At 63.0% G+C, this 22,988-nt stretch carries 28 protein-coding genes; 11 read left to right on the top strand and 17 right to left on the bottom strand.

From position 1 onward, the window contains the following. Positions 1 to 27: 27 nt before the first annotated feature. Genes trhO through CYG48_RS11385 form a run of 3 tightly spaced genes read right to left on the bottom strand, consistent with a single transcriptional unit; the run spans position 28 to position 2,475 of the window. The gene (trhO, locus tag CYG48_RS11395; RefSeq protein WP_118850494.1) at positions 28 to 972 is read right to left on the bottom strand and encodes an oxygen-dependent tRNA uridine(34) hydroxylase TrhO; all 945 of its coding nucleotides are present in this window, start codon (positions 970 to 972) and stop codon (positions 28 to 30) included. Between the two features lie 44 nt (positions 973 to 1,016). Then, positions 1,017 to 2,003 (bottom strand): CHAD domain-containing protein, encoded by a 987-nt coding sequence (locus CYG48_RS11390; RefSeq protein ID WP_118850493.1) that lies wholly within the window; start codon positions 2,001 to 2,003, stop codon positions 1,017 to 1,019. After that, a complete protein-coding gene (locus CYG48_RS11385) occupies positions 1,978 to 2,475 on the bottom strand; it encodes a CYTH domain-containing protein (protein WP_118850492.1) in 498 nt (165 codons plus the stop codon). Before CYG48_RS11385 ends, CYG48_RS11390 begins: the two co-directional genes overlap by 26 nt. Before the next feature lie 162 nt (positions 2,476 to 2,637). Between CYG48_RS11385 and CYG48_RS11380 the strand changes: the two genes are divergently transcribed. The 4 genes from CYG48_RS11380 (at position 2,638) to CYG48_RS11365 (ending at position 5,086) form a co-directional block, all read left to right on the top strand. Next, the gene (locus tag CYG48_RS11380) at positions 2,638 to 3,288 is read left to right on the top strand and encodes a 2-dehydro-3-deoxy-phosphogluconate aldolase (RefSeq protein ID WP_118850491.1); all 651 of its coding nucleotides are present in this window, start codon (positions 2,638 to 2,640) and stop codon (positions 3,286 to 3,288) included. Positions 3,289 to 3,398: 110 nt separating this feature from the next. Further along, positions 3,399 to 4,115 (top strand): tellurite resistance TerB family protein, encoded by a 717-nt coding sequence (locus CYG48_RS11375; protein WP_118850490.1) that lies wholly within the window; start codon positions 3,399 to 3,401, stop codon positions 4,113 to 4,115. Positions 4,116 to 4,190: 75 nt separating this feature from the next. Then, entirely contained in the window at positions 4,191 to 4,880 is a 690-nt protein-coding gene (locus CYG48_RS11370; protein WP_118850489.1) for a GNAT family N-acetyltransferase, read from the top strand. Next, positions 4,877 to 5,086 (top strand): hypothetical protein, encoded by a 210-nt coding sequence (locus CYG48_RS11365; protein ID WP_118850488.1) that lies wholly within the window; start codon positions 4,877 to 4,879, stop codon positions 5,084 to 5,086. The genes CYG48_RS11370 and CYG48_RS11365 overlap by 4 nt, the downstream gene beginning before the upstream one ends. Before the next feature lie 22 nt (positions 5,087 to 5,108). Here the strand turns inward: CYG48_RS11365 and CYG48_RS11360 are convergent, their stop codons facing one another. Beyond that, a complete protein-coding gene (locus CYG48_RS11360; protein ID WP_118850487.1) occupies positions 5,109 to 5,990 on the bottom strand; it encodes an aldo/keto reductase family oxidoreductase in 882 nt (293 codons plus the stop codon). A 99-nt stretch (positions 5,991 to 6,089) separates the two neighbouring features. Here CYG48_RS11360 and CYG48_RS11355 point away from each other — a divergent pair, with 99 nt between their 5' ends. After that, the gene (locus tag CYG48_RS11355) at positions 6,090 to 6,998 is read left to right on the top strand and encodes a LysR family transcriptional regulator (protein ID WP_118850486.1); all 909 of its coding nucleotides are present in this window, start codon (positions 6,090 to 6,092) and stop codon (positions 6,996 to 6,998) included. Between the two features lie 4 nt (positions 6,999 to 7,002). Here CYG48_RS11355 and CYG48_RS11350 read toward each other — a convergent pair whose 3' ends face one another. The 3 genes from CYG48_RS11350 to CYG48_RS11340 all read right to left on the bottom strand — a co-directional run bounded on the left by CYG48_RS11350 (position 7,003) and on the right by CYG48_RS11340 (position 9,676). Further along, the gene (locus CYG48_RS11350; protein WP_118850485.1) at positions 7,003 to 8,058 is read right to left on the bottom strand and encodes a nickel/cobalt transporter; all 1,056 of its coding nucleotides are present in this window, start codon (positions 8,056 to 8,058) and stop codon (positions 7,003 to 7,005) included. After that, the gene (locus tag CYG48_RS11345; RefSeq protein WP_118850484.1) at positions 8,052 to 8,693 is read right to left on the bottom strand and encodes a DUF1007 family protein; all 642 of its coding nucleotides are present in this window, start codon (positions 8,691 to 8,693) and stop codon (positions 8,052 to 8,054) included. The genes CYG48_RS11350 and CYG48_RS11345 overlap by 7 nt, the downstream gene beginning before the upstream one ends. An 86-nt stretch (positions 8,694 to 8,779) precedes the next feature. Then, positions 8,780 to 9,676, bottom strand: a complete 897-nt coding sequence (locus tag CYG48_RS11340; RefSeq protein ID WP_118850483.1) for a LysR family transcriptional regulator — start codon at positions 9,674 to 9,676, stop codon at positions 8,780 to 8,782. A gap of 546 nt (positions 9,677 to 10,222) precedes the next feature. Between CYG48_RS11340 and odc2 the strand changes: the two genes are divergently transcribed. Together odc2 and CYG48_RS11330 are read left to right on the top strand one after the other, a co-directional pair. Further along, on the top strand, positions 10,223 to 11,356 hold the full coding sequence (gene odc2, locus CYG48_RS11335; protein ID WP_118850482.1) for an ornithine/lysine decarboxylase: 1,134 nt from the start codon (positions 10,223 to 10,225) through the stop codon (positions 11,354 to 11,356). Positions 11,357 to 11,452: 96 nt separating this feature from the next. Next, entirely contained in the window at positions 11,453 to 12,022 is a 570-nt protein-coding gene (locus CYG48_RS11330) for a GNAT family N-acetyltransferase (RefSeq protein WP_118850481.1), read from the top strand. Between the two features lie 10 nt (positions 12,023 to 12,032). On the opposite strand, the gene CYG48_RS11325 is transcribed toward CYG48_RS11330, so the two are convergent. Beyond that, entirely contained in the window at positions 12,033 to 12,692 is a 660-nt protein-coding gene (locus tag CYG48_RS11325) for a glutathione S-transferase family protein (protein WP_118850480.1), read from the bottom strand. A 113-nt stretch (positions 12,693 to 12,805) separates the two neighbouring features. After that, positions 12,806 to 13,546, bottom strand: coding sequence for an SDR family oxidoreductase (locus CYG48_RS11320; protein ID WP_118850479.1), 741 nt, complete (start codon positions 13,544 to 13,546; stop codon positions 12,806 to 12,808). A gap of 104 nt (positions 13,547 to 13,650) precedes the next feature. On the opposite strand from CYG48_RS11320, the gene CYG48_RS11315 reads away from it, so the two are divergent. Continuing rightward, positions 13,651 to 14,544, top strand: coding sequence for a LysR family transcriptional regulator (locus CYG48_RS11315; protein ID WP_118850478.1), 894 nt, complete (start codon positions 13,651 to 13,653; stop codon positions 14,542 to 14,544). A 15-nt stretch (positions 14,545 to 14,559) separates the two neighbouring features. Here the strand turns inward: CYG48_RS11315 and CYG48_RS11310 are convergent, their stop codons facing one another. Both CYG48_RS11310 and CYG48_RS11305 read right to left on the bottom strand, forming a co-directional pair. Continuing rightward, entirely contained in the window at positions 14,560 to 14,799 is a 240-nt protein-coding gene (locus CYG48_RS11310) for a hypothetical protein (RefSeq protein ID WP_118850477.1), read from the bottom strand. Continuing rightward, positions 14,799 to 15,065, bottom strand: coding sequence for a hypothetical protein (locus tag CYG48_RS11305; protein ID WP_118851614.1), 267 nt, complete (start codon positions 15,063 to 15,065; stop codon positions 14,799 to 14,801). Before CYG48_RS11305 ends, CYG48_RS11310 begins: the two co-directional genes overlap by 1 nt. Before the next feature lie 162 nt (positions 15,066 to 15,227). Between CYG48_RS11305 and CYG48_RS11300 the strand changes: the two genes are divergently transcribed. Next, the gene (locus CYG48_RS11300) at positions 15,228 to 16,298 is read left to right on the top strand and encodes a serine hydrolase domain-containing protein (RefSeq protein WP_445304336.1); all 1,071 of its coding nucleotides are present in this window, start codon (positions 15,228 to 15,230) and stop codon (positions 16,296 to 16,298) included. Between the two features lie 396 nt (positions 16,299 to 16,694). On the opposite strand, the gene CYG48_RS11295 is transcribed toward CYG48_RS11300, so the two are convergent. The 5 genes from CYG48_RS11295 to CYG48_RS11275 all read right to left on the bottom strand — a co-directional run bounded on the left by CYG48_RS11295 (position 16,695) and on the right by CYG48_RS11275 (position 20,430). Beyond that, a complete protein-coding gene (locus CYG48_RS11295) occupies positions 16,695 to 17,681 on the bottom strand; it encodes a WD40 repeat domain-containing protein (RefSeq protein WP_118850475.1) in 987 nt (328 codons plus the stop codon). Next, entirely contained in the window at positions 17,681 to 18,805 is a 1,125-nt protein-coding gene (locus CYG48_RS11290; protein ID WP_118850474.1) for a CobW family GTP-binding protein, read from the bottom strand. The genes CYG48_RS11295 and CYG48_RS11290 overlap by 1 nt, the downstream gene beginning before the upstream one ends. A 107-nt stretch (positions 18,806 to 18,912) precedes the next feature. Continuing rightward, positions 18,913 to 19,311, bottom strand: coding sequence for a type II toxin-antitoxin system VapC family toxin (locus tag CYG48_RS11285; protein ID WP_118850473.1), 399 nt, complete (start codon positions 19,309 to 19,311; stop codon positions 18,913 to 18,915). Further along, positions 19,308 to 19,571, bottom strand: a complete 264-nt coding sequence (locus CYG48_RS11280; protein WP_118850472.1) for a type II toxin-antitoxin system Phd/YefM family antitoxin — start codon at positions 19,569 to 19,571, stop codon at positions 19,308 to 19,310. Before CYG48_RS11280 ends, CYG48_RS11285 begins: the two co-directional genes overlap by 4 nt. 67 nt (positions 19,572 to 19,638) lie before the next feature. Further along, a complete protein-coding gene (locus CYG48_RS11275) occupies positions 19,639 to 20,430 on the bottom strand; it encodes a creatininase family protein (RefSeq protein WP_118850471.1) in 792 nt (263 codons plus the stop codon). Between the two features lie 84 nt (positions 20,431 to 20,514). Between CYG48_RS11275 and CYG48_RS11270 the strand changes: the two genes are divergently transcribed. Together CYG48_RS11270 and CYG48_RS11265 are read left to right on the top strand one after the other, a co-directional pair. Further along, a complete protein-coding gene (locus CYG48_RS11270; RefSeq protein WP_118850470.1) occupies positions 20,515 to 21,015 on the top strand; it encodes a MarR family winged helix-turn-helix transcriptional regulator in 501 nt (166 codons plus the stop codon). A gap of 95 nt (positions 21,016 to 21,110) precedes the next feature. After that, the gene (locus CYG48_RS11265; RefSeq protein ID WP_118850469.1) at positions 21,111 to 22,133 is read left to right on the top strand and encodes a LacI family DNA-binding transcriptional regulator; all 1,023 of its coding nucleotides are present in this window, start codon (positions 21,111 to 21,113) and stop codon (positions 22,131 to 22,133) included. Positions 22,134 to 22,143: 10 nt separating this feature from the next. Here CYG48_RS11265 and CYG48_RS11260 read toward each other — a convergent pair whose 3' ends face one another. Then, positions 22,144 to 22,917: a gamma-glutamyl-gamma-aminobutyrate hydrolase family protein gene (locus CYG48_RS11260; RefSeq protein ID WP_118850468.1), complete on the bottom strand. Its 774-nt coding sequence runs from the start codon at positions 22,915 to 22,917 to the stop codon at positions 22,144 to 22,146. Positions 22,918 to 22,988: the final 71 nt, after the last annotated feature.

Below are 22,988 nucleotides of genomic sequence, written 5' to 3'. Positions count from 1 at the left end.
AGGTCCGCCCGGCTCAGTTTCAGCCAATCAGCTGCCGATATGTTTTTCGCCGCGCTTCTTGGCGAGCGCGATCTGGTGCTGGCGCTGGCGGTAGCGCAGCCGGTCTTCTTCGGTGCGGGTGTGGTAGCACTTCGAGCAGGACACGCCTTCCTCGTAGAGCGGTGAGGTCACCTCTTCGACCGTAATCGGATTGCGGCAGGCGTGGCAGAGCTTGTGGTTGCCTTCCTTCAGGCCATGCTCGACGGACACGCGCTCGTCGAACACGAAACACGCGCCTTCCCACAGGCTTTCTTCGGCCGGCACTTCCTCCAGATATTTCAGGATGCCGCCCTTGAGGTGGTAGACCTCGTCGAAGCCCTGTTCCTTCATGAAGGCCGTGGCCTTTTCGCAGCGAATGCCGCCGGTGCAATACATAGCGATCTTCGGCTTGTTGTGCAGGCCGGGATTGTTGCGGACCCAGTCCGGAAACTCGCGGAAGGTCTTGGTCTGCGGATCGACCGCGCCCTTGAAGATGCCGATCGCCGTCTCGTAATCGTTGCGCGTGTCGATGACGATCGTCTCGGGATCGGAAATCAGCGAATTCCAGTCCTTCGGGTCGACATAGGTGCCGACGATGCGGTTGGGGTCGATGTTGTCGACGCCCATGGTGACGATTTCCTTCTTGAGGCGCACCTTCATGCGCAGGAAGGGCATCTTCGAAGCGCGACTTTCCTTGTGCTCCAGATGCGCGAACTCCGGCTGGGCGCGCAGGTAAGCGAGCAGCCTGGCGATTGCCTCGTCGGTTCCTGCTACCGTACCGTTGATGCCCTCGCGGGCGAGCAGCAGCGTGCCCTTGATGCCGTTCTCGTCGCAAAGCGCCTGCAGCGGCTCACGGAAGCTTTCGCAGCGTTCGAAACGGGCAAAATGATAAAGCGCGGCCACGAGGAAAGGGCCGGCAGCTTCCGGTCTGGCAAGTGTCTGGTTTTCGGTCATGCCGGCTGAAATACAGCCAGATGCGCCGTGGCGCAACGGATTGCTTAAGCGGCGGGGGCGCTTTCTTTTGCCGCAGGCTGGCTCGTCTTGTACTTTTTCTTCGCCTTGCGTTGCTTGCGCGCGTTGATGATTGCCTCGTGCCACAGCGTGGCAATGAGATCGCTTTCCCGCTCGGCCGTCTCGGAGAACACCTCGTGCGCCCGTTCCAGCGCTTCCTGGCGCAGGGCCTGCTGGCGGGCGATGATCGCGCCCAGCACCCGCGCCAAGGTATCGCTGTCGCCAAAGAGGTCCGGGCTTTCGTTGACGAGCCCGGTCAGCACTGACAGGTCATGTTCGTGACCAAGGATGTCGACCAGTTCCTTGGTCTTCTGTTGCTTGGCGAGCATCGCCGACGGCCAGGCGTCACGCAGCAGCGACAGATGCATCCAGTAGGCTTGGCCGGCTTTTCGCAGTTCGTGATAGTGCTCGGCATCCGACTGGCTGTCGCAGGCGGCAAGGGCGGTGTCTGCCTTCTCGCGCTGCTTCTTCCAGGCCTTGGCCAGCCGCTTCGCGGTTGGCCCCGGGCGGTCATCGAGATCGAGCTCTTCCAGTGCTGCAATCGCCTCCCGGCAGGCCGCACTTGCGGCGGTTATCTTTGCAGGTAAGTCCTGTTCTTCCTCGGCAATGCGGTTGCGCCGCTCGGTCAGCGCTTCGGACGCGAGCTTCAGCGCGGCGAGCTCGTCATCGGAACCTGCATGGGTTGCCAGGTAATCGACCGTCTCGATGAGTGCGGTGGCATCCCGCACGGCCGACAGCGTCTTTGCGACATCGCGGATGCGGGCGTTTTCCCGATGCCGGAAGGCTTTCGCATCCGGTGCGACAAGGCGATAAAGCGCCCGCAGCCGCTTGAACCGCTTGCGTGCAGCATGCACGGCCTCATGCGGTGTTTCGGGCTGGTCTTCCAGAAGCCGGATGGCACGGGAAAGCTGGCTTTCGGCAACGGCGCGGAATTCCGCGGTGAACGGCTTAGAGGCTCGCAGACGATACGCCATGGACCAACTCCGAACTCATGTCCTCTGTCGCCATCACCAGGTTGGAAAAGCGCCGGTCGCCGGTCACTTCCTCGCCGATCCAGTCCGGCAGGTCAGGCTGGGCGGCCTCATCCTCCATCTCCACCTCGGCAATGACCAGCCCCTGGTAGGCGCCGCCATAAACGTCGATCTCCCAGGTGTAGCCGTGGTGCTCCACCTCGTACCGGGTTTTCTCCAGTACCACGCCGACGGCGCAATCGGCCAGTTGTTCGGCATCCGCCAAGGGGATCTCGTATTCGAACTCGTCGCGCGACATGAATTGGCGGCCGACCTTGATCGTCAGCTTGGCGCGCTCGCCGTCCATGATCCGCACCCGCACCGACCGATCCTCGGCCGAGGCGATATAGGCCTGGCGAAAGCTTGACGACGACACCGTCTGCGATCGCCATCCATCGCCCACCACCTTGAACTTGCGCTCGATTTCCTTGGCCATGCACCCGCCTGCGTTACGCTCGCGCTTCGACGCGCAGCCTAAAGCAAAGGTTCCGATCCGCAACCACCGCAAATGTCGCAGATCCGGTTTTTTCTCGACAAGGGGAGCCCGCGGCGATATTCCCGCAAGCAGAATTTCAATCGTTTTAGCGGGAGAAGCGCCATGGCTGGCCAGACCGAAACACGGACCGAGAAGCTGCTTTCCATCCTCAAGCTCCAGCCCGTCGTGCCGGTGCTCATCGTCGAGGACGCAAAGTCGGCCGTGGGCCTTGCAAAGGCGCTCGTCGCGGGCGGCCTGAAGGCGATCGAGATCACCATGCGCACGCCGGCGGCCCTCGATGCCGTCAAGGCCGTGGCGGCCGAAGTCGAAGGCGCGCATGTCGGCGCCGGCACGATCCTGAACGGCCGCGACTGGGACGCCGCGGTCAAGGCCGGCTCCACCTTCATCGTTTCCCCGGGCGTCACCCCGGGCGTGCTCGCCGCCGCCAAGGATGCCGCCGTGCCGCTGCTTCCGGGTGCGGCAACCGCCAGCGAAGTCATGACGCTGCGTGAAGCAGGCTTCGACGTGATGAAGTTCTTCCCGGCCGAGCAGGCCGGAGGCGCCGCCTACCTGAAGGCGCTGTCCTCGCCGCTCGCTGGCACGCTGTTTTGCCCGACCGGCGGGATCTCGCTCAAGAATGCGAAGGACTACCTGTCGCTGCCGAACGTCGTCTGTGTTGGCGGCTCGTGGGTTGCGCCGAAGGACCTGGTTGCCGCAGGCGACTGGGCGGGCATCACCAAGCTTGCCGCCGAGGCAGCCGACCTGAAGGCCTGATCCAAAGAGCGGCTGCGCCTCAAGCCCATGCATCATCCGGCGCGGAGAAATTGTTTTCCGCGCTTGGGCTTCCTATCTCCACCGGACGTTCAAACGGTGAGGAGATAGCCATGTTCGATGCCAAGAAACTGCTGGACCAGTTCCTCGGTTCGCAGATACCCGGAATGTCGGGCGGAAACCTGAAGGATCGGGCAGGGCAGCTCGGCGAGTATGCCCGCAACAATCCGTGGAAGGCAGCGGGGCTGGCAGCCGCCATGCTCGGCACCAAGACGGGCCGCAAACTCGCGGGCAATGTCGCGTCCGCCGGCGGCCTCGCTGCAATTGCCGGCCTTGGCTACCTCGCCTACAAGAACTACCAGTCCGGCCAATCGCCGCAGTCGGTGCCGCAACCGCAACCGGCCACCAGCGAGCCGATCAGCCTGCCGCCGCCGGATTCGCCGTTCAGCCCGCAGTCGTCGCACCTGTCGAACGACTTTGCGCTGACACTGGTGCGGGCCATGATTGCCGCCGCCAAGGCCGACGGCCATATCGATGCCTCCGAACGTGCCAACATCATGGAAAAGGTGCATGCGGTGGATCTTGGCTCGGAAGCCGAAGCCTTCATCCAGAACGAGCTCGCCAACCCCGTCGATATTGATGATCTCGTCGCCGCTGCCCGCACGGAAGAACAGAAGGTCGAGCTTTATACCGCGACCCGCATGACGATCGATCCCGACACCCGCGCCGAACGAGGTTACCTCGACCTGCTGGCGGGCCGCCTGGGGCTGCCGGACGCGCTGATCGACCATATTGACGCCAGCGTTTCGGCCGCCAAGGTGCACGTCTAGCGACAGCGACAACTGGCCGGTTGCCTTTCCGGAGGCGCTGGCCTAAGCCTCTTGCCTCCTGGGAAAGAGGCCTTCATGCGCGACCTGACGAATTATAAAGTTTCCGCTCCGGGCCCGGTCACCCTGACCGGCCGTTTCGTGACGCTCGAGCCCTATGATCGCGACACGCATCTGGCGGGGCTCTGGGAGGCGCTGGGCGGTGCAGGGGCGATCAACGAGCTCCTGAAGTATTTCCCGAGCGAGGACTATCACCAGCCCGAGGACCTCGATCGCTGGCTGCAGTCGGTGCGGCCGTCCGGTTACGTCACGCTGATCGCCCGCGAAAACGCCAGCGGCAAGATCGTCGGCATGGCAAGCTACATGCGCCCGGACCCGAAGAACGGCGTCGTGGAAGTGGGCTCGGTGGCGCATGGCGCCGCCATGAAGCGCTCGCCGATGGCGACCGAACTGCACTACCTCATGGCGCGCCACGTCTTCGATGACCTCGGTTATCGCCGCTACGAGTGGAAGTGTCACAACGAAAACGAAGCGAGCAAGACCACAGCACGCCGCTACGGCTTCACCTTCGAAGGCGTCTTCCGCCAGCATGTGATCTCGCGCGGCCGCAACCGCGATACCGCCTGGTTCTCGATGATCGATAGCGAATGGCCGCTCCTGAAGGCGGCCTTCGAGGCATGGCTGGCACCGGAGAACTTTGACGGCGAGGGGCGGCAGAAGCGCCGTCTTGAAGAGATCCGCGCCGAGATTAAGAAGGAGATGGCATGACGCCGGAAGCCAAGTCACAGGCCATCGCGGCAGGGGTCATTCTCGTCGCCGCGATCCTGGTCATCTATTTCCTGCCGACCATCGTGATCGGCATCGGCCAGTATTCGCCGATCCTCGGCTTCGTGGTCGGCGCGCTCTTGCTGCTCGGCTTCTTTGCCGTCTTCTGGCTGCGGGCGCGTTACCAGAAAAACAGACGCGGCGAGTAACGCCGCGCCTTTTCTTTGAGCATCAGGCAGCGGCTGCGGCCGAACCGATCTGGTTGAGTTCCGCGATTGCATCGGCCGGCAGTTCGAGATCTGCTACGGCGAGGTTTTCCCGAAGATGCCCGCGCGACGAGGTGCCCGGGATCAGCAGGATGTTCGGCGAGCGGGCAAGCAGCCAGGCGAGCGCCACCTGCAGCGGTGTGGCGCCAAGGCGCGATGCCACGTTAGACAGCGTTTCCGACTGCAGCGGCGAAAAGCCACCGAGCGGGAAGAAGGGCACATAGGCCGTTCCTTCCTTCGCCAGCTGGTCGATCAGCGCGTCATCCTCGCGGTGGGCGAGATTGTACTGGTTCTGCACGCCGACGATGCGGGTGATCTTGCGGCCGTCCTCCACCTGCTTGCGGGTCACGTTCGACAGGCCGATATGCTTGATGAGGCCCTTCTGCTGCAGTTCGGCCAGCACCGTCAGCGGTTCTTCGAGCGACCCTTCGGCCGGGCCATGGACGTCGAACATGGCGCGCAGGTTGACCACCTCGATCACGTCGAGCCCGAGATTGCGCAGGTTGTCGTGAACCGCAGCTTCGAGATCCTGCCTGGAGAACGCCGGGTTCCAGGAGGCATCAGGGCCGCGTCGTGCGCCGATCTTGGTGACGATCACCAGGTCGTCGCGGTAAGGGTGCAGCGCCTCGCGGATGATCTGGTTGGTGATATGCGGCCCGTAGAAGTCGCTGGTGTCGATGTGGTTGACGCCGCTTTCGACCGCCTCACGCAGCACGGCGACGGCTTCGGCGCGATCCTTCGGCGGGCCGAAGACGCCCTTGCCGGCGAGTTGCATGGCACCATAACCAAGCCGCTTCACGCTGCGATCACCAAGGGTGTAGGTTCCGGATTTTTCGATGTTGGTCATGTCTGTGCTCCTTTTTTCAGCTTCCGAAACAAAGATAGAGGCAGAACATCCTCAGGATAATCAGCTATAATCCGAACGGGTTGTACGGAGATTCGGACAATGACGATCGAGCTGGGAGACCTTGAAGCCTTTGTCGCGGTGGCGCGTGCCGGCGGCTTTCGTGAAGCGGCGCGCGTGACCGACCGCAGCGCCTCGAGCCTCAGCGACGCGATCCGCCGCCTTGAGGCGAGTGTCGGCGCGCGGCTCCTCAACCGCACCACCCGTTCGGTGCAGCCGACGGAGGTGGGGCGCGGCCTGCTTGACCGGCTGAGCCCGGTGTTGAGCGAGATGGAGGCGGCGCTGGATTTCGCTCGTGGCTCGGGCGACAGGCCCGCCGGTACCTTGCGGATCAATGTGCCGGTGAGTGCCGCACGGCTCGTCTTGCCGCAGATCGTGCCGGGCTTCCTCAAGGCCTATCCCGACATCCAGTTGCAGATCTTCACGGACGAAAGCTTCGTCGACGTCATCGCCGCCGGCTGCGACGCCGGCATCCGCTACGAGGAGCGGCTGGAGCAGGACATGATCGCGGTGCCGATCGGGCCGCGCGAACAGCGGTTTGCGGCGGCAGCCTCGCCCGAATACCTCGAGGCCAACGGCCGGCCGGAGCATCCGCGCGATCTCCTGTCCCACACCTGCATCCGCGCCCGGTTTGCGAGCGGCGCCATGGCGGTCTGGGAGTTCGAGCGCGACGGGGAGGAGGTCTCGGTCGATCCCTCGGCGCAATTCGTGGTGCAGGCCGGTGGCGGCACCCAGCTTTCCGTCGATGTGGCGGTGGCCGGCGGCGGCATCGTCTACCTGTTCGAGGACTGGCTGCGCCCGCATCTCGACAGCGGTGCACTGCAGCCGGTGCTGGAGGAGTGGTGGCCACGATTTTCCGGGCCGTTCCTGTATTATCCCGGCCGGCGGCTCGTGCCGGCGCCGCTGCGCGCCTTCATCGATTTCGTCAAGGAGAACCGATCGCGGACGTGAACGGTCAGCCGCCCAGCCCCGGCGCCTGCAGCGAAGCCCCAAGCAGCGACAGCCCGATCAGCAGCACGAACAGCGCGCCGCCGATCTCGATGGCATGCCCCAGCCATCCCGCCTTGCGCGATCCGGGTCCGGCGAGCTTCAGCGCCATGTCCTTGGCGCCGACGGCGAGGATGGCGAGCAGGGCCACGGTGATCGCGGTGCCGATCGACATCGCCAACACGGAGAGCACGCCGCCGAGGTAGAGGCTGTTCAGCAGTGAAAAGCTCATCACAAGGATGGCGCCGGAGCAGGGGCGAAGGCCGACCGCGATGATCGCCGACCATGCCTCCCGGAGACTGAACTCTCTGGCGCGCAGCGTGGAAGGGTCGGGCATGTGGCTGACACCGCAGGTCTCGCAGTATTCCGTCTCGCCCTTGTGGGCATGGTCATCGACCGCAACCGCCTGGAACTTGAGGCCGGTGGAGGTCCGTGCACTGCCGGCGCTGTTGAACAGCATGGCCGTTGTTGGCGCGCCCACCACCCGCAATCGCAGTGCCCGTAGTTTCCTGACGAGCAACCAGGCTCCGAACAGGGCCACCATGGCAAAACTTGCGATCTCCATCGCCCGCGTCGCGGCCGTCATGGTGATGCCGGAGCCGCGCAGCAGGAAATAGGCGGCGCCAACGAGGCCGATCGCAACAGCGCCCTGGAGCAGCGCCGAAACAAAGGAGATGACGATGCCGCGCTTCAGCTGCACTTCGTTGGCGATCATGTAGGACGAGATCACCGCCTTGCCGTGGCCGGGACCCGCTGCGTGGAAGACGCCATAGGCAAAGGACAGGCCGACAAGACCCGACAGCGCCCATGGATCATCGCGCATGGCCTTGAGCGCGGTCGTCAGCGATCTGTAGAAGGCCTGCTGGTGGGTGTTGATCCAGGCGAGGAAGGGGCCGAACGGGCCCCCGGTCGAAAACGAGGGTTCGGCAGAACCAACGCCCAGCGGAGACTGGGCAAGCGCGATGTTGGTCAAGGCAAAGGCAGTCAGAACGGCAAGGGCAAGCCCGTGTCGTCGTGTCAGCATGTCAGTTCCAGTCTCGTGGCGAACAGTTTTGTCATGTCGGTGCCGGTCGGGTCGTTGAAGAACGCGTCCGTCAGCGTGGCGCTGTTCTGCTCGATGATCTCGTCGGGGTCCGGCCGCACCACCTTGTGCTGGCAGTGCCCGAAACCCTCTCCCTTGACCGCCAGGTCCTCATCGGTCGGGAAATCGATCGAGGTGTACATGGTCGGGTCATAGATGCCAAAGGTGAGCCTCCCCTTCACCGGCACCGGCTTCACCGGCTTGATCGCGAAGATCACCAGCAACTGGTTGCCCTGCAGCGTCACATGCAGCACGTCGGGCTTGGTGACGTCGACCGTCTCGCCATTCATGGTGATGGTGGTGAAATAGCTGTAGTCGGCAAGCGAGGTCCGCATCGTTTCGCCAAGTTCGGCAAGTTCTGCTTCGTCGAGCTTCAGGTCGGTGTTCTTGTCGAAGTCGAGGATGACGCTCGAGGAGAACATCTCGTCGAACCGCCAGACATTGTGGAGTTCGGCGACATTGCCGTCAGCACCGGCCACCACTTCCAGGCGCGCTTCGGCGAAGACATGCGGATGCGCCAGCGCGGGCAACGGCGCCAAGGAAAAAAGACCGACTGCCGCCGCTCGAAGATAGGTCATGAAGGAAGGCCGCCCCGCTTCTTGTTTTCCGATTGGGTGATCTGACGCGCAAATGAGACGGAATTTCGGCTCCGGTCAATGCGGGCTCAGTGGTTCTGGCGCCGGAACCAGGCCGACAGGAAATCCACGAAACTGCGGACCTTTGCCGGAAGATAACGGCGATGCGGGTAGACCGCATAGATGCCGCGATCCTTGGTGATGTAGTCATCAAACAGTGTCACCAGTTCGCCCGACTGGATGGAACTGCCGGCAATGAAATCCGGAATGATGGCAACGCCGATGCCGGCACGCGCGGCGCGCAGGGTTGCCTGCGGGCTGTTCACTTCAATCGGGCCACTTACAGCCACCGAAATCGTCGCGCCGTCGGTGTCGGAGAACCGCACGTTGTTATGCCAGCGGGAATTGGTGTCGATGATGAACGGCACCCGGTTCAGGTCCTGCGGGTGCTCCAGCGGGCCATACTTGGCAACGAAGTCCGCCGTTGCCACCGCGTAGACCCGGAAGTCGGAGAGCTTGCGGGCAATCAGTCCCGAATCCTCAAGCTTGGTGATTCGAATCGCAAGGTCGAAATTTTCCTCGATGAGGTCGACGAATCGGTCCTCGGCGACGATTTCGAGCGAGACTTCGGGATGATCCTTGGCGAAATCGATCAGCGACTGGCCAACCTCGGCATCCACGAAGGTGCGTGGTACGGAAACCCGCAGGCGACCCTTGAGGTCGGCGTTATTTTCCCGCACCAGGTCGGCTAAGTTGTCGATTTCCTTGAGGATATCGGCGGCCGTCCGATAATAGGTATGGCCTGCCTCGGTCATCGAGAACTGGCGGGTGGTGCGATTGAGCAGCAGCGCGCCCAGATCGTCCTCAAGCTCGCGGACATATTTCGAAAGCAGTGCCTTCGAGCGTCCCGTGCGACGTGCGGCGGCGGAAAACCCTTCCGCCTCAACCACATCGATGAAAGCGCGCATACGCGTCAAAGTATCCAAACGTCACCCCACTTCTCCGGCGGTTACTAGTTGGGAACTCGCTGGAAATTGTGCAATGCGAATTTTAGGCGAGAGCAAAAAATCTCTTGATTATGACCTCGTTTATTCTTATTTCCCGTGCTGCCCAAAGTCGCACGTGCCTGTGGGTGTCCGCCGACCCTCGAATTGGGATCTAAGTCCCTAAGGTGAGGTCATCGGTAAGGTACCTGGAACTAACCGCTCCAGTCGCTATTCCGGCCAACCGGGAAATGCGAGGACATCTTGAAGCAACGACGGTGCGGGCCTTTCTGGTCTCTGTAGGCTTTCCATCAGCCTGCAATTCTGAAGAGGCACACCATCATTGCCGGAAGTGCGGTAGGGACCACCCTCCAATCCAAGGCAGACAAAGCCGGATCAATGCTCATGGCAGGGCGTTGGTCTACATATCGCGCGTATGGGCGTGTTTAGGTTCCGGGATCTCCATCGGCCGGGGCCTTGCGCATACTCATCCGTCCTTTGTCCTCCGGTTTGACCGCCGGAGCTTTGAGATTTCGAAGGGACTGACCGATGACCACAGCTCGCATCCTCGACTTTCTGCAGACCCGACGTCCTGAAGGCCCGTGCCTCGTCGTTGATCTCGATGTCGTCCGCGACAACTTCACCGCCTTCCGTCATGCCCTGCCGGACAGCGCGATCTATTATGCCGTCAAGGCAAACCCGGAGCCGGAGATCCTGAAGCTGCTCGCTTCCATGGGTTCGAGCTTCGATTGCGCCTCCGTGGCCGAAATCCAGATGGCTCTCGATGCCGGCGCCACGGCCGACCGCATCTCCTTCGGCAACACGATCAAGAAGGAGCGCGACGTTGCGCGTGCCTTCGAGCTCGGCGTTGGCCTTTATGCCGTCGACAGCCACGAGGAAGTCGAGAAGGTTGCCCGTGCAGCCCCCGGCGCCAAGGTATTCTGCCGCGTGCTGACCGATGGCGAGGGCGCCGAATGGCCGCTGTCGCGCAAGTTCGGCTGCGTGCCGCAGATGGCGGTCGACGTGCTCGTCTACGCACACCAGCTGGGCCTTGAGTCCTACGGCGTATCGTTCCACGTCGGATCGCAGATGACCAAGCTCGACGCCTGGGATGCCGCCCTTGCCGATGCCAAGCGCGTCTTCGCGCAGCTCGCCAAGCAGGGCATCTTCCTGCAGATGGTCAACATGGGTGGCGGTTTCCCGACCAAGTACCTGCGCGACGTGCCGACGGCGGAAGCCTACGGCCAGGCGATCTTTGCTGCGCTGACCAAGTATTTCGGCAACAACCTGCCGAAGACGATCATCGAGCCGGGTCGCGGCATGGTCGGCAATGCCGGTGTCATCAAGGCTGAAGTCGTCCTCGTGTCGAAGAAGTCGGACCACGACAACCATCGCTGGGTCTTCCTCGACATCGGCAAGTTCGGTGGTCTCGCCGAAACCATGGACGAGGCAATCCGCTATCCGATCCGCACCGTGCGCGATGCGGACCAGATGGAGCCTTGCGTGCTGGCCGGCCCGACCTGCGACAGCGCCGACGTGCTCTACGAGAAGAACATGTATCCGCTGCCGATCTCTCTGACGATCGGCGACGAAGTTCTGATCGAAGGCACGGGCGCCTATACGACGACCTATTCGGCGGTCGCCTTCAACGGCTTCGAGCCACTCAAGGCCTACGTCATCTAGGGCGTTCATCCTCGCCGGCCCCGTAACCAGTCGGGGCGGCAAACCCACCATTTTCGCTGATACCGTCTGAAACGGTTTTGGGTTCGGGAGGCCACGATGGCCACTGTTCTTGATTCTGTCCGCGCGACCCTTGCGCCGAACGCCACCTTCACGACCGACGCCGAAACGGCGGGCGATGTCCTTGCGCGCGAGAGCCTGCTCGACCGCGCGATGGGGGCGGACCGCCGCACCAAGTCGTCTGAAAAGATCCGCCGCGGTCGCCTGCCGGCCGACGGCTTGGCGCTTGTTGCGCGTGGTGCCGACGCCCAGGTGATCGGCACCGTTCGCCTGTGGGACATCCAGGCTGGTATTTCGCCGGAAGGTACGCCGATCCCGGCCCTGCTGCTTGGGCCGCTGGCGGTCGATCCCGACCATGAAGGCAAGGGCATCGGCGGTGCGCTGATGCGGGCTGCCATTGCCGAAGCGACCAGCCGCGGCCATGGCGCCATCCTGCTGGTCGGCGATGCCGCCTATTATGAGCGCTTCGGTTTTCTGGCGGAAAAGGCCCAGCATCTCGTGATGCCGGGCCCGTTTGCCCGCGACCGGTTCCTCGGCCTCGAATTGAAGGCCGGCTGGCTGGATGGTGCGGCCGGCATGGTGGTCGCCAGCGGCCGCAGCCAGTCCTGATCTTTTTTCCTCAGGCCTTGCCGCGCGCCTTGGCGTAGGCGTATTCGCCGCCCTTGCTCAGGGCCGTCTGATAGGCCGGGCGCGCGTGGATCCTCTCGAGCCAGCCGATCGTCGCCGGCCGGCTTTCACCAAGTCCTGCACGGCTCCGCGCGGCCTCCAGTGGAAAACTCATCATGATGTCGGCGGCGGTCATCTCGCCGCCGGCAAACCACGGCCGCCGGCTCAATTCCCGTTCCACGAAATCGAGATGCACGTCCACCATCGGCTGGATGCGCTGGGCTGCCTTCTTGCCGAGGAAGGGCACGCGGCTCACCACCAGCTTGGCAAATAGTGGCGGCATCAACGAGCCTTCCGCATAATGCATGAACTGGCGGTAGAGCAGGTGGCCTTCGCCGCTCGGGGGAGGGCCGAGCCTGCCGCCCGCCTTGTCGACAAGGTATTCGCAGATCGCACCGGTCTCGACCAGCGTCACCCCCATGCCGCCGGGGCCATCGGTGTCCTCCAGGATCGGCGACTTGCCGAGCGGGTGCACCTGGCGCATCTCCCGCGGGGCAAGCATGGTTTTCGGGTCCCGCTTGTAGAAGCGTATCTCGTAGGTCATGTCGAGTTCCTCAAGCATCCAGAGGATGCGCTGGGAACGGCTGTTGTTGAGATGATGGACGATGATCACAACGCAGCTCCGCGGTTGGGGCGCATACCGGCGCCGCAACCTATTACGCATGAAAAGCGCATCCGGACCAACCGGTAAAAGCGAAACCCGCGTCGGGCGGCTGTGCCGAAGGATCAGATCATGCCGCCATTGGCGCGCAGGATCTGGCCATTCACCCAGCCACTGTCCGGGCTTGCGAGGAACGACACGACCGGGGCGATGTCGGTCGGCTGGCCAAGACGGCCAAGCGGGATCGAGCCGACGATGCGCTGGAGCAGGTCGTCCGACTTGCCGTTCATGAAGAGCTCCGTTTCCACCGGGCCGGGCGCCACGGTATTGACGGTGATCTTGCGGGCACCGAACTCCTTGGAAGCAACATGCGTCAAGGCTTCGACGCCGGCCTTGCTGGCCGCATAGGCGCCATAGGTCGGGCCATAAACGCCGACGACACTGGACGACAGGTTGATGATCCGGCCGCCTTCGCGCAGCCGCTTGCCACCCTCGCGGATGCCGCGGAAGGTGCCGGTGAGGTTCACCGCCAGATGCTGTTCGAAGGCGTCGTCGCTGGTCTCAGCCACCGGCGAGAGCGCCATCATTGCGGCATTGTTGACGAGGACATCGACGCCGCCGAAGGCTTGTTCCGCGGCATCGAAAAGCCGTGCCATGGCATCGGTCGCAGCGACATCGGCCTGCACGGCAATGGCCTTGCCGCCGGCAGCCTCGATCTCCGCCACGGCCTCGTCGGCTGCTGCGCGGCTCGATGCATAGTTGACGACCACGGCAAGCCCGTCCTGCGCGAGCCTCAGGGCAATGGCCTTGCCGATCCCCTTGGAAGCGCCGGTAACGATGGCAACACGTTGAACTGGATTGGTCATGGAATTTCTCCTGTTGTTGTGGTGACCAGGAGATATGGCTGAAGCGCAGACAGAACAATTGACGCCAACTTGACATCAAAATTCGGCTGTGGTGAACAACGGAGATGGATCGTCTCGGCCGAATGCAGCTCTTTACGCGGATCGTCGAGCGCGGAAGCTTTGCTGCCGCCGCGGCCGACCTGGGGCTGGCGCGTTCCACCGTCACCGCCGCCATCAAGCAGCTTGAAGACGATATCGGCGTGCGCCTCCTGGAGCGGACGACGCGGCATGTGACGCCGACGCTCGACGGTCGCGGTTTCTACGAGCGTTGCCTGTCGATCCTCGCCGATGTGGACGAGGCGGAGAACATCTTCCGCGATGCGCAGCCGCGCGGGCTCCTCAGGGTCGACGCCCATCCGCATCTCACCCGCACGCTGCTTGTGCCGCGGCTGCACGAGTTCCTCGATCGTTATCCGCTCATCGACCTGCAGATCGGCCAGGGTGACCGGCTTGTCGATCTCGTGCGCGAGGGGGTCGATTGCGCCATCCGCGCCGGGGAATTGGACGACACCGGGCTTATCATGCGCCGGCTCGGCCAGCTCACCGAAATCACCTGCGCCAGCCCCGCCTATATCGAAAAGCACGGCCTCCCGCGCTCGCCGGCCGAGCTTGAAGGCCACCAGGCGGTCGGCTTCATCTCGTCGCGCACCGGGCAGATCATGCCGCTCGAATTCACCGTGGACGGCGAGTTGCTGCACGTCACCTTGCCGTGCCGGCTCACCGTCAACAACTCCGATACGATGGTGGATCTGGCGCGCCAGGGTTACGGCCTGATGCAGGCGCCGCGCTACCGCTTCCGTGACGACTTGGAGGCGGGCCGCCTCGTGGAGGTGCTGGCAGATTTTCCGCCATCGCCCACGCCGCTTTCGGCACTTTACCCGCAGAACCGCCAGCTTTCGCCGCGCGTGCGGGTGTTCATCGATTGGATCGCAAAGGTGTTCGCAGAAGCCGAGCTATAGGGCAGGGCGCCTGCCTTACGGCTGGTAGATTGCCTGCAGCTTTGCCAGGTCCGCCGCCTTCAGTTCCACCGGATCGGCATCGTCGCGCAGCGGCTTGAACCATGATGCCGCCTCCTGGACGCGCTTTCCATGCGGCTCCGGATAACTGCCGAGCCCCAGCACCCATTTGCGAACAATATCGCGTTCCATGCGTCCGGCGGCATAACGGTCATGCATCGTCCGGGCGGACGTAATCAGGTCTTCGACCTTCTTCATCAGTGCACCATCGGCTCCGGGTCCGGTTCGCCGAAGAAGGAGCGGATGCCGTCGCGCTCCACGGTCGCCAGGAACTCGTCGAAGGCCTCGCGATCCGTGGCGAAGGGTTCCTCCCAGGAGGTCACATCCTCATCCGGAGTGATGACTTCGAGGGTCCAGTCGCCATTCGTCCCCGCCTCGCGATAGATATCGACGAGAACGGTGATGTCATCCTGCGTGAACTCGCCCGCAAGTTCGGAATGTTCGGTCTTGGGTGCCTTGGCCATTGAGTGTCCGATCATTGAACCGATGCCGGCTGCTTGCCCGGAAGGCTGGCAACCGATGCCCTTCATCGCCCTGTTTGGCGATTCCGGCAAGAGTTATTCCGCCACCTGCTTTGCCAGGGCAAGTGCTCACGGTGCGTCACCATGGCGTGAACCCGGCCGATGATGGTACAAGAGCAGCCCACATCACCCTATCTGCCGCGCATGTTGACCCGACGCCACGCCCTCCTTGCCCTGCCGGCGCTGCTTGCCACGCGTCCCGGCCTTGCCCAAGACACAAGGCAACTGCCGGTGCCACAACCTCCGACGTCGGTCGATGCGGTGCTCGCCGGTGCGGGCGAACTCGAGCCGCTCAAGGTGGTGATGGTATCGCGGGAAGGGCGGATCGTGGCACAGCGCGCCTTTAACGGCCATTCGCTCGATGCCTCGACCAACATCAAGTCCGCCTCCAAGGCGATCATCTCCTGCCTCGTCGGCATTGCCATCGACCGCAAGCTCCTGGAGGGCACAGAGCAGAAGATCGCGCCGATCCTCCAATCCGAGCTGCCGCGCAACCCGGATCCGCGCATCCACGAGATCACCATCGGCAACCTTCTGTCCATGCAGGCGGGGCTGGCGCGCATGTCGGGCCCGAACTACGGCCGCTGGGTCTCGAGCCGCAACTGGGTGCGGTTTGCGTTCTCTGAACCCTTCGATGGCGAGCCGGGCGGTGCGATGCTGTATTCCACGGCCTCCACGCATCTCCTGTCGGCCATCCTCACCCGGGTCAGCCGCAAGACAACGCTGACACTGGCGCGCGAATGGCTGGCACCCTTGGAGGAGTTTCGCATCGGCTCCTGGGAGCGCGACCCGCAAGGCATCTATCTCGGCGGCAACCAGATGGCGATGACGGCGCGCTCGCTTCTCGCCTTCGGCGAACTCTACCGCAACGGCGGCAAGGCCCCGAACGGCAAGCAGGTCGTGTCGCAGAGCTGGATCGAACAAAGCTGGACGCCGCGCACCAACTCCCGCTTCTCCGGTGATGGATATGGCTATGGCTGGTTCCTGCGTTCGATCGGCGGCGAAGACGTGAAGTTCGGCTGGGGTTACGGCGGCCAGATGGTCTATGTCGTGCCGTCGCTGGCGCTCACCGTCGTCATGACATCCAGCGACAGCGGACCATCGGCGCGGAGCGGGTATCGCGACGACCTGCACGACCTGCTTGCCGAGATCATCGACGCGGTGCGCCAGGCTTGATCAGACGTGGAAAATTGCGGGGTGCTGCCCGAGTAATTTCAACGGCATAGCTCGAAAACAGCGGCTGTTTTTCCACGGGGTCCGGCCCGCGCTTATTCTGGTCTCGTCATCGGACAGGAAGTCGGGTCGCGAACCGGCTTTTTCCTCTCGAGGAAATACCCGTCGTCCGATGATGGCTGTGGATGCAGGAAGGCGCCGTCAGGGCGCCGACCACCGAAAGGAACCGGTTTCGTAATTTGGACCCTCCGGAACCAGCCTCTCGGAAAATGCAAAAGCAGTCGGGCAGGCGGCAAGCCTGACATACTACCTCTAGCCTACCAGCTGCCTGCCCATGTCACATGGATCCGGCCGCGGCGGAGTTATCTCCGCTGCGGTTATCCGTGCTGCTCGGTTTTCTTAAGCCGAAATGTCGACCACGCCGCAATCGCCAGCTTCGGATGAGAAGGCCAGAAGCCTGCCATTGGCGCTCCAGCTCATGCCGGTGATCGCGCCCTTGCCGGGGCGGCGCAGCAGCGCCTCCTTCTGGTCGGCGATGCGAACGCCAAGGATCATCCCATCGACAAAACCGATCGCAAGAACCTCTTCGGCCGGGTGGAAGGCAACCTGCGTGACCAGGATATTGGCGCGGGTGCCGAGTTCGAGCGGCGCCTTGCCCATCGGGCCGTCCTTCGACGAGAAGGGCCAGACGATCGCCGCCGGCGCACCGGAGGAGGCAAGCCACTTGCCCTTCGGCGACCACGACAGCGACTTTACCTTGGCCGGGTAACCGGTCATCCGCATGTGACGATTTTCGCCGGGCTTGCCGTCGAGCTTCCAGCCGTGCAGGGCGTTTTCCTGCATGGTGGTGACCAGGAAGCGTCCGTCGGGCGAGAAGGTGACGCCGGTATGGGCGCCCTTCCATTCGAGATCGACCGGTGCGCCTGCGGTCGCGACCCAATGCAGCGTCACGCCATTGTAGCGGGCGGCGGCAATGCGCAGCCCCTTGGTGGCGAAGGCCAGCCCTTCGACGCTGCGCTCTTCCTTGAACTCCTTGATGGTGCCGTCGTTCTGGCGAACGAAGCTCGACTTGCCATGCGCATAAGCAACGGCGCCCTGCGGACCGCCAGCCACCACGGAAATCCACTTGCGCGGCGCTTCGGCGAGCACCGTCGCCGTGCCGTCCGCGGCAATCCGCACCACCTTGCCGTCCTCGCCGCCGCTGATGAGCGACGGGCTATGCGGATCACGGATGCAGGTGAGCAGCCCCTCGTGGGCCTCTGTTACCTTTTCGCCGCTATCCAGCCGGTGGATCGTGCCCGACGCATTGGCGAAGAAGGGCTTGTCGCCGAGGAAATGAGCCGCGACGACATGGCCTTCGATATCAAACGGTGCAACTGTCGGCATCAGGCGGCGGTCGTTACGGCAGCCTGACAGGCGAGGAAGCTCTTCTCGATCTTGTCGAAGTCAAGCTCGCGTCCGATGAAGACGAGGCGGCTTTCGCGCTTCTCGCCGTCCTTCCACGGACGCTGGTGATCGCCTTCAACGATCATGTGCACGCCCTGTACCACGTACCGTTCCTCGTCGCCCTTGAAGGCGATGATGCCCTTCAGGCGCAGGATGTTCGGTCCTTCCGTCTGGGTGATCTTCTGGATCCAGGGGAAGAAGCGTTCCGGGTTCATCTCGCCGCCACGCAGCGAAATCGACTTCACCGTCACGTCATGGATCGGCGACATGGCGCCATGCTCGTGGTGGTGGTGATGGTCATGATGATGGTGGTCATGATCGTGGTCGTGGTGATGATGGTGGTGCCCGTGGTCATGATCGCAGTCGGGGCCGCAGACATGGTCCTCGTGGTCGTGGTCCAGGAAGTGCGGATCGTTTTCCAGCGCACGCTCCAGGTTGAAAGCGCCCTGGTCCAGCACGCGGGCGAGATCGACGCCCGAACGGCTCGTCTTGTAGACGCGCGCGGTCGGGTTGATGGCGCGCACGACATCCTCGACCACCGCCAGTTCTTCCGGCGAAACGAGGTCAGTCTTGTTGATCACGACGACATCGGCAAAAGCGATCTGGTCTTCGGCCTCGCGGCTGTCCTTCAGGCGCAGCGGCAGGTGCTTGGCATCGACCAGCGCCACCACGGCGTCCAGTTCCGTCTTGGCGCGCACGTCGTCGTCCATGAAGAAGGTCTGCGCAACCGGCACCGGATCAGCCAGGCCGGTGGTCTCGACGATGATGCCGTCAAAGCGGCCCGGGCGGCGCATCAGGCCTTCCACGACGCGGATCAGGTCGCCGCGAACGGTGCAGCAGACGCAGCCGTTATTCATCTCGTAGATTTCTTCATCCGACTCGACGATCAGGTCGTTGTCGATGCCGATCTCGCCGAATTCGTTGACGATGACGGCATATTTCTTGCCGTGGCTTTCCGACAGGATGCGGTTCAGGAGCGTCGTCTTGCCGGCGCCGAGATAGCCGGTCAGCACGGTCACGGGTACGGGCTTCGGAGCGGCTGCTTCGGATGTGTTTTCGGCCATGGGAAACCTCGAATTCTTTGGGAGTTCGTCCGGCATTGCGGACTGGTTGGCCTCATATAAGGCTAAGCCCGGAGGAGTTCAAAGGGTTTCGATGTTATATAATCACGTCAGCTGGAGGAGGGAGGAAGGGCGGAGCGGACGTCGGTTTGTGCAAAGTCATTGCCGATGTAAAGCAGCGGGCAGTCGAACTCCTTGGCGGTCGCATAGGCGAAGCAATCACCGAAGTTGAGGCCGGCACGGTGAAAGCCCTTGCCCCATCGCCAATAAACGTCCGACACGAAACGCGCCCGTTCGTCCGTCACTGGTATGACTTCCGCTATCGAGCCCGCGATGATCTCGTCTAGAGTTGAGAGGCGACGTGCACCGAGAGCGACGATCCTCGCCTCAACAAGCGTGCCTGCAGACATGATGATGCGCGGCTCTCGCGCCATGATGTTGGAACACGCCCAACCCATCTCTTCATCTTTGATGATTGCGATGAGAGCGGACGTGTCGACGACGATCATTTAGGCAAGCCAAACTCGTCGTAAAGAAAATCCTGGCTCCTTGCCGCGTCCGTACCAAAATCCGGTGGATCGTCCTTGGCACTTTGTCGGATCTTTTCAAAGAGCTTCAAGCGTTCTTCCGTAGGCAGCGGGGAGCGAGAGATCGGCTCCAGCCGTACCGATGCCCCGCCGTCCTGCGTCAGGACGACCTCCTCGCCTTGGGTGGCGAGCTTTACCAGTTCCGTCAACTGGCCTTCCGCTTCCGCAATGGAAATGCGCATGGGCGCCTCCTTCGGGCGTTTCATCCACACATAATATGCGGCACGCGACGAGGGCTTACAAGCGGGCTCAACGCAAGCATGTCACGTCGAACCCGGCCACGTCTTCCAGGAGTTCAATGATCCCCTGCACCGCATGGGCAACCAACTGTTCCCCGCGTTCGGCGGTGGCGGCGGAGGCATCCCCCGCCACGCCTTCGTCGTTGAGGTCCGACATTTTCCAGCCGAAGGCATGCGGCCCATAGGCGCGCAGGTGTTTGAAGCCTCGTGCGAATTCGGACTGTCGCGAGCCGAAATTCTGGGTCTTCGTCATGTCGACGCGGTCCGGCCACAGCGCCAGCATCACGGAGGTCTCGATGTCGCCGCCGTGGATGTCGACGGCCTTCTTCTCCGGCGTAATCCAGCCCGGTGGCTGGGCGAAGCGCGTCCAGCTGGTCGCCACGACGAGCATGTTGAACCGTACCCGCGCTTCCGTCGCGACGATTGTCATGAGCGGGGAATTGCCGCCATGGGCATTCAATAGCACGAGCTTGCGGATGCCTTGGGCGTACAGATCGGCGGCAATGCCGAGCCAGCGGTTCACCGCTTCGTCAAAAGCGAGCGTCCTGGTGCCGGCAACGTCCATGTGTTCGATCGAATAACCCACCGGCTCCACGGGCAGGAAGGTGACAGGCAGATCGTCGGGAAGCGCGGCGATCAGCCGGTTCACCAGCCCTTCGGCAATCAGCGTATCTGTTTCGAAGGGAAGATGCGGTCCGTGCTGTTCATGCGCGCCAAGCGGCAGGACGGCGATCCAGTCCTGCCTTTCTGTGGATGCAATCTTCGTATCGTTGTCGTGATAACGTCGCTTTGGGCCTGGCATCTGGCGATGGTTTCCCGGTTTGGTTATGGATGTCGCGACACAGGTAGTTCAGTTTCTTCTTGAGGGCAAAGCAGGCGGTTGGCAATGAGCAAGAAGAAGGGCGACAAGAAGGGCAAGTCCGGCAAGAAGAAGGCCGCGGAGGCGAGTTCGGTTGCCGATCTTGCGCCGGCCATCACTCAAGCCGCCCGTTCGATGCGCACCCTGCTCAGCCGCAGCCTTGGCGAAACAGGGCTTTATGCCGGCCAGGATGGCGTGATCCTGACGCTCGCCGAAGAGGATGGGCTGACGCCGGGTCAGTTGGCCGCGCGGCTTGGCGTCAAGGCACCGACCATGACGCGCACGATCGGTCGCATGGAAGCGCAAGGGTTTCTTGAACGGCGCGCCGACGGCACCGATGGCCGGCTGACCAAGGTGCACCTGACCGAGACGGGGCTGAAGACGGTGGACCAGATCGGTCGCTCGGTTGCCGATTGCGGCGCGCTCGCCGCCAGGGGCCTCACCGACAAGGAGGTGCGCACGCTCCTCAAGCTGTTGAAGGCAATCGAGAACAACGTCCAGCCCGCGCTTGGTAATGATGACAGTTGAAACCTGAAGCACCATATTGTCGGGCCGAATTAAATTGTTTATTTAAAATTTAATTCGGCGCCGGATCTCCGGCGCCTGCCGCTGCGGGTGGGGACATGGCGCAAAAGGTCAAACTGTCGACGATTGCCGAAAGCCTCGGCCTTTCCACTGCGACCATTTCCCTGGCATTGCGCGACAGCCCTCTCGTGGCGGTCGATACGCGCGAAAAGATCAAGGAACAGGCGCGGGCGCTGGGCTATATCTACAATCGCCGCGCTGCCAGCCTCCGGACCTCGCGCTCCGGCATCATCGGGGTCGTGGTGCATGACATCATGAACCCGTTCTATGGCGAAATCCTCAAGGCGATCGAAACCGAGCTCGATCGCAGCCGCCACACCTTTATCCTCTCGAACCACTACGATTCGGTCGAAAAGCAGCGGATGTTCATCGAAACGCTGCTGCAGCTTGGCGGGGACGGCGTCATCATGTCGCCGGCGATCGGCACGCCGGTTGAGGACATGCGGCTCACCGAAGACAATGGCATGCCGGCCGTGCTCATCGCGCGATCGATTGACGGTGTCGACATGCCGACCTATCGTGGCGATGACAGTTACGGCATTTCGCTTGCCACCAACCACCTGATCGGGCTCGGGCACCGGACGATCGCCATGATCGGCGGCACCGACCAGACCTCGACCGGCCGCGACCGTTACCAGGGTTACGTCAACGCCCTGCGCAAGGCCAATATCGAGGTCGATCCGGACCTGCGCATTCCCGGGCCACGCACCATGCAGGGCGGGTTCGAGGCGGCGGTGCATTTCCTGTCGCTGCCGCAAAAGCCGACGGCCGCCGTCTGCTGGAACGACCTCGTCGCCATCGGGCTGATGAACGGTATCGGCCGCGCCGGGCTTGTTGTCGGGCAGGATATCTCGGTGACGGGCTACGACGACCTGGAGCAGGCGTCGATCGCGACGCCATCGCTCACCACCGTCTCGAACGGGCAGGCGGAAGTAGGGCGGCTTGCGGCGCGCGCCTTGCTGGACCGGTTGGCCGGCAGTCATGAGCCGGACGGCATCCACCTGATCAAGCCGGAAATGCGCATCCGCCAGTCGACCGGTCCCTACCGCCCGAGAGCCTGATCCGTCTGGATCAGGCGGCAACGCTTTTGACGGTGTTGCCGGCGGCATAGGCGCGAACCGCGTCGCCGAAGGCCTGGAAGAGGGCGCGCGAAGGCGCGTCGGTTTCCGCCCAATATTCCGGATGCCACTGCACGCCGACGGCGAAGTTCTTGGCGTCGATCACCGAGACTGCCTCGATCGTCCCGTCTGCCGCCGTCGCCTCCACCTTCAGTCGCGGCGCAGTTTCGGCAATTGCCTGGCGGTGCAGCGAGTTCACCTGCACTTCGCCGGTCAGCCCGAGATATTGCGCCATGCACGAGCCTTCCTGCACGAAGACCGGCTGGCGGATGGCATACATGCCGTCGCGCTCAAGGACCGGCGGCTTGCGGTGGTCCCAGATGCCGGGCTGGTCCTGGATTTCGCTGGCAAGCGTGCCGCCCAGCGCCACGTTCAGTTCCTGGATGCCACGGCAGATGGCGAGAAGCGGAATGCCACGGTCGATCGCGCGGCGAATGAGCGGTAGCGAAGTCGCATCGCGCGCGGTGTCGAACGGCCCGTCATTTTCCGTCGCTTGCCTGCCGTAGAGGGAAGGGTGGACATTGGTCGCCGAGCCCGAGATCAGCACGCCATCGACCCGGTCGAGGATGGCATCGATGTCATTGCCTTCCTCGAAGGCGGGGATGATGAAGGTCATCACCTCGGCCACCTTCAGCGCGGCTTTCACATACTGGTTCGGCGATGCATGCCACACGCCTCCTTCGATTTCTCGGATGTCGGCAGGAAGAGCGACGATCGGCATGGGCATGTGGGTCTCCAGCAGTCGAAAAGCGATGGGTCATTGATGTGGCGCTTCGAACCTTGCCAAGTCAAGATGAT

Origin of the sequence: Neorhizobium sp. SOG26 (assembly GCF_003491345.1) — a bacterium.
GTDB lineage: Bacteria > Pseudomonadota > Alphaproteobacteria > Rhizobiales > Rhizobiaceae > Neorhizobium > Neorhizobium turbinariae.
The sequence above is the reverse complement of the archived record's forward strand: the minus strand, read 5'-3'. Positions and strand labels throughout refer to the sequence as shown.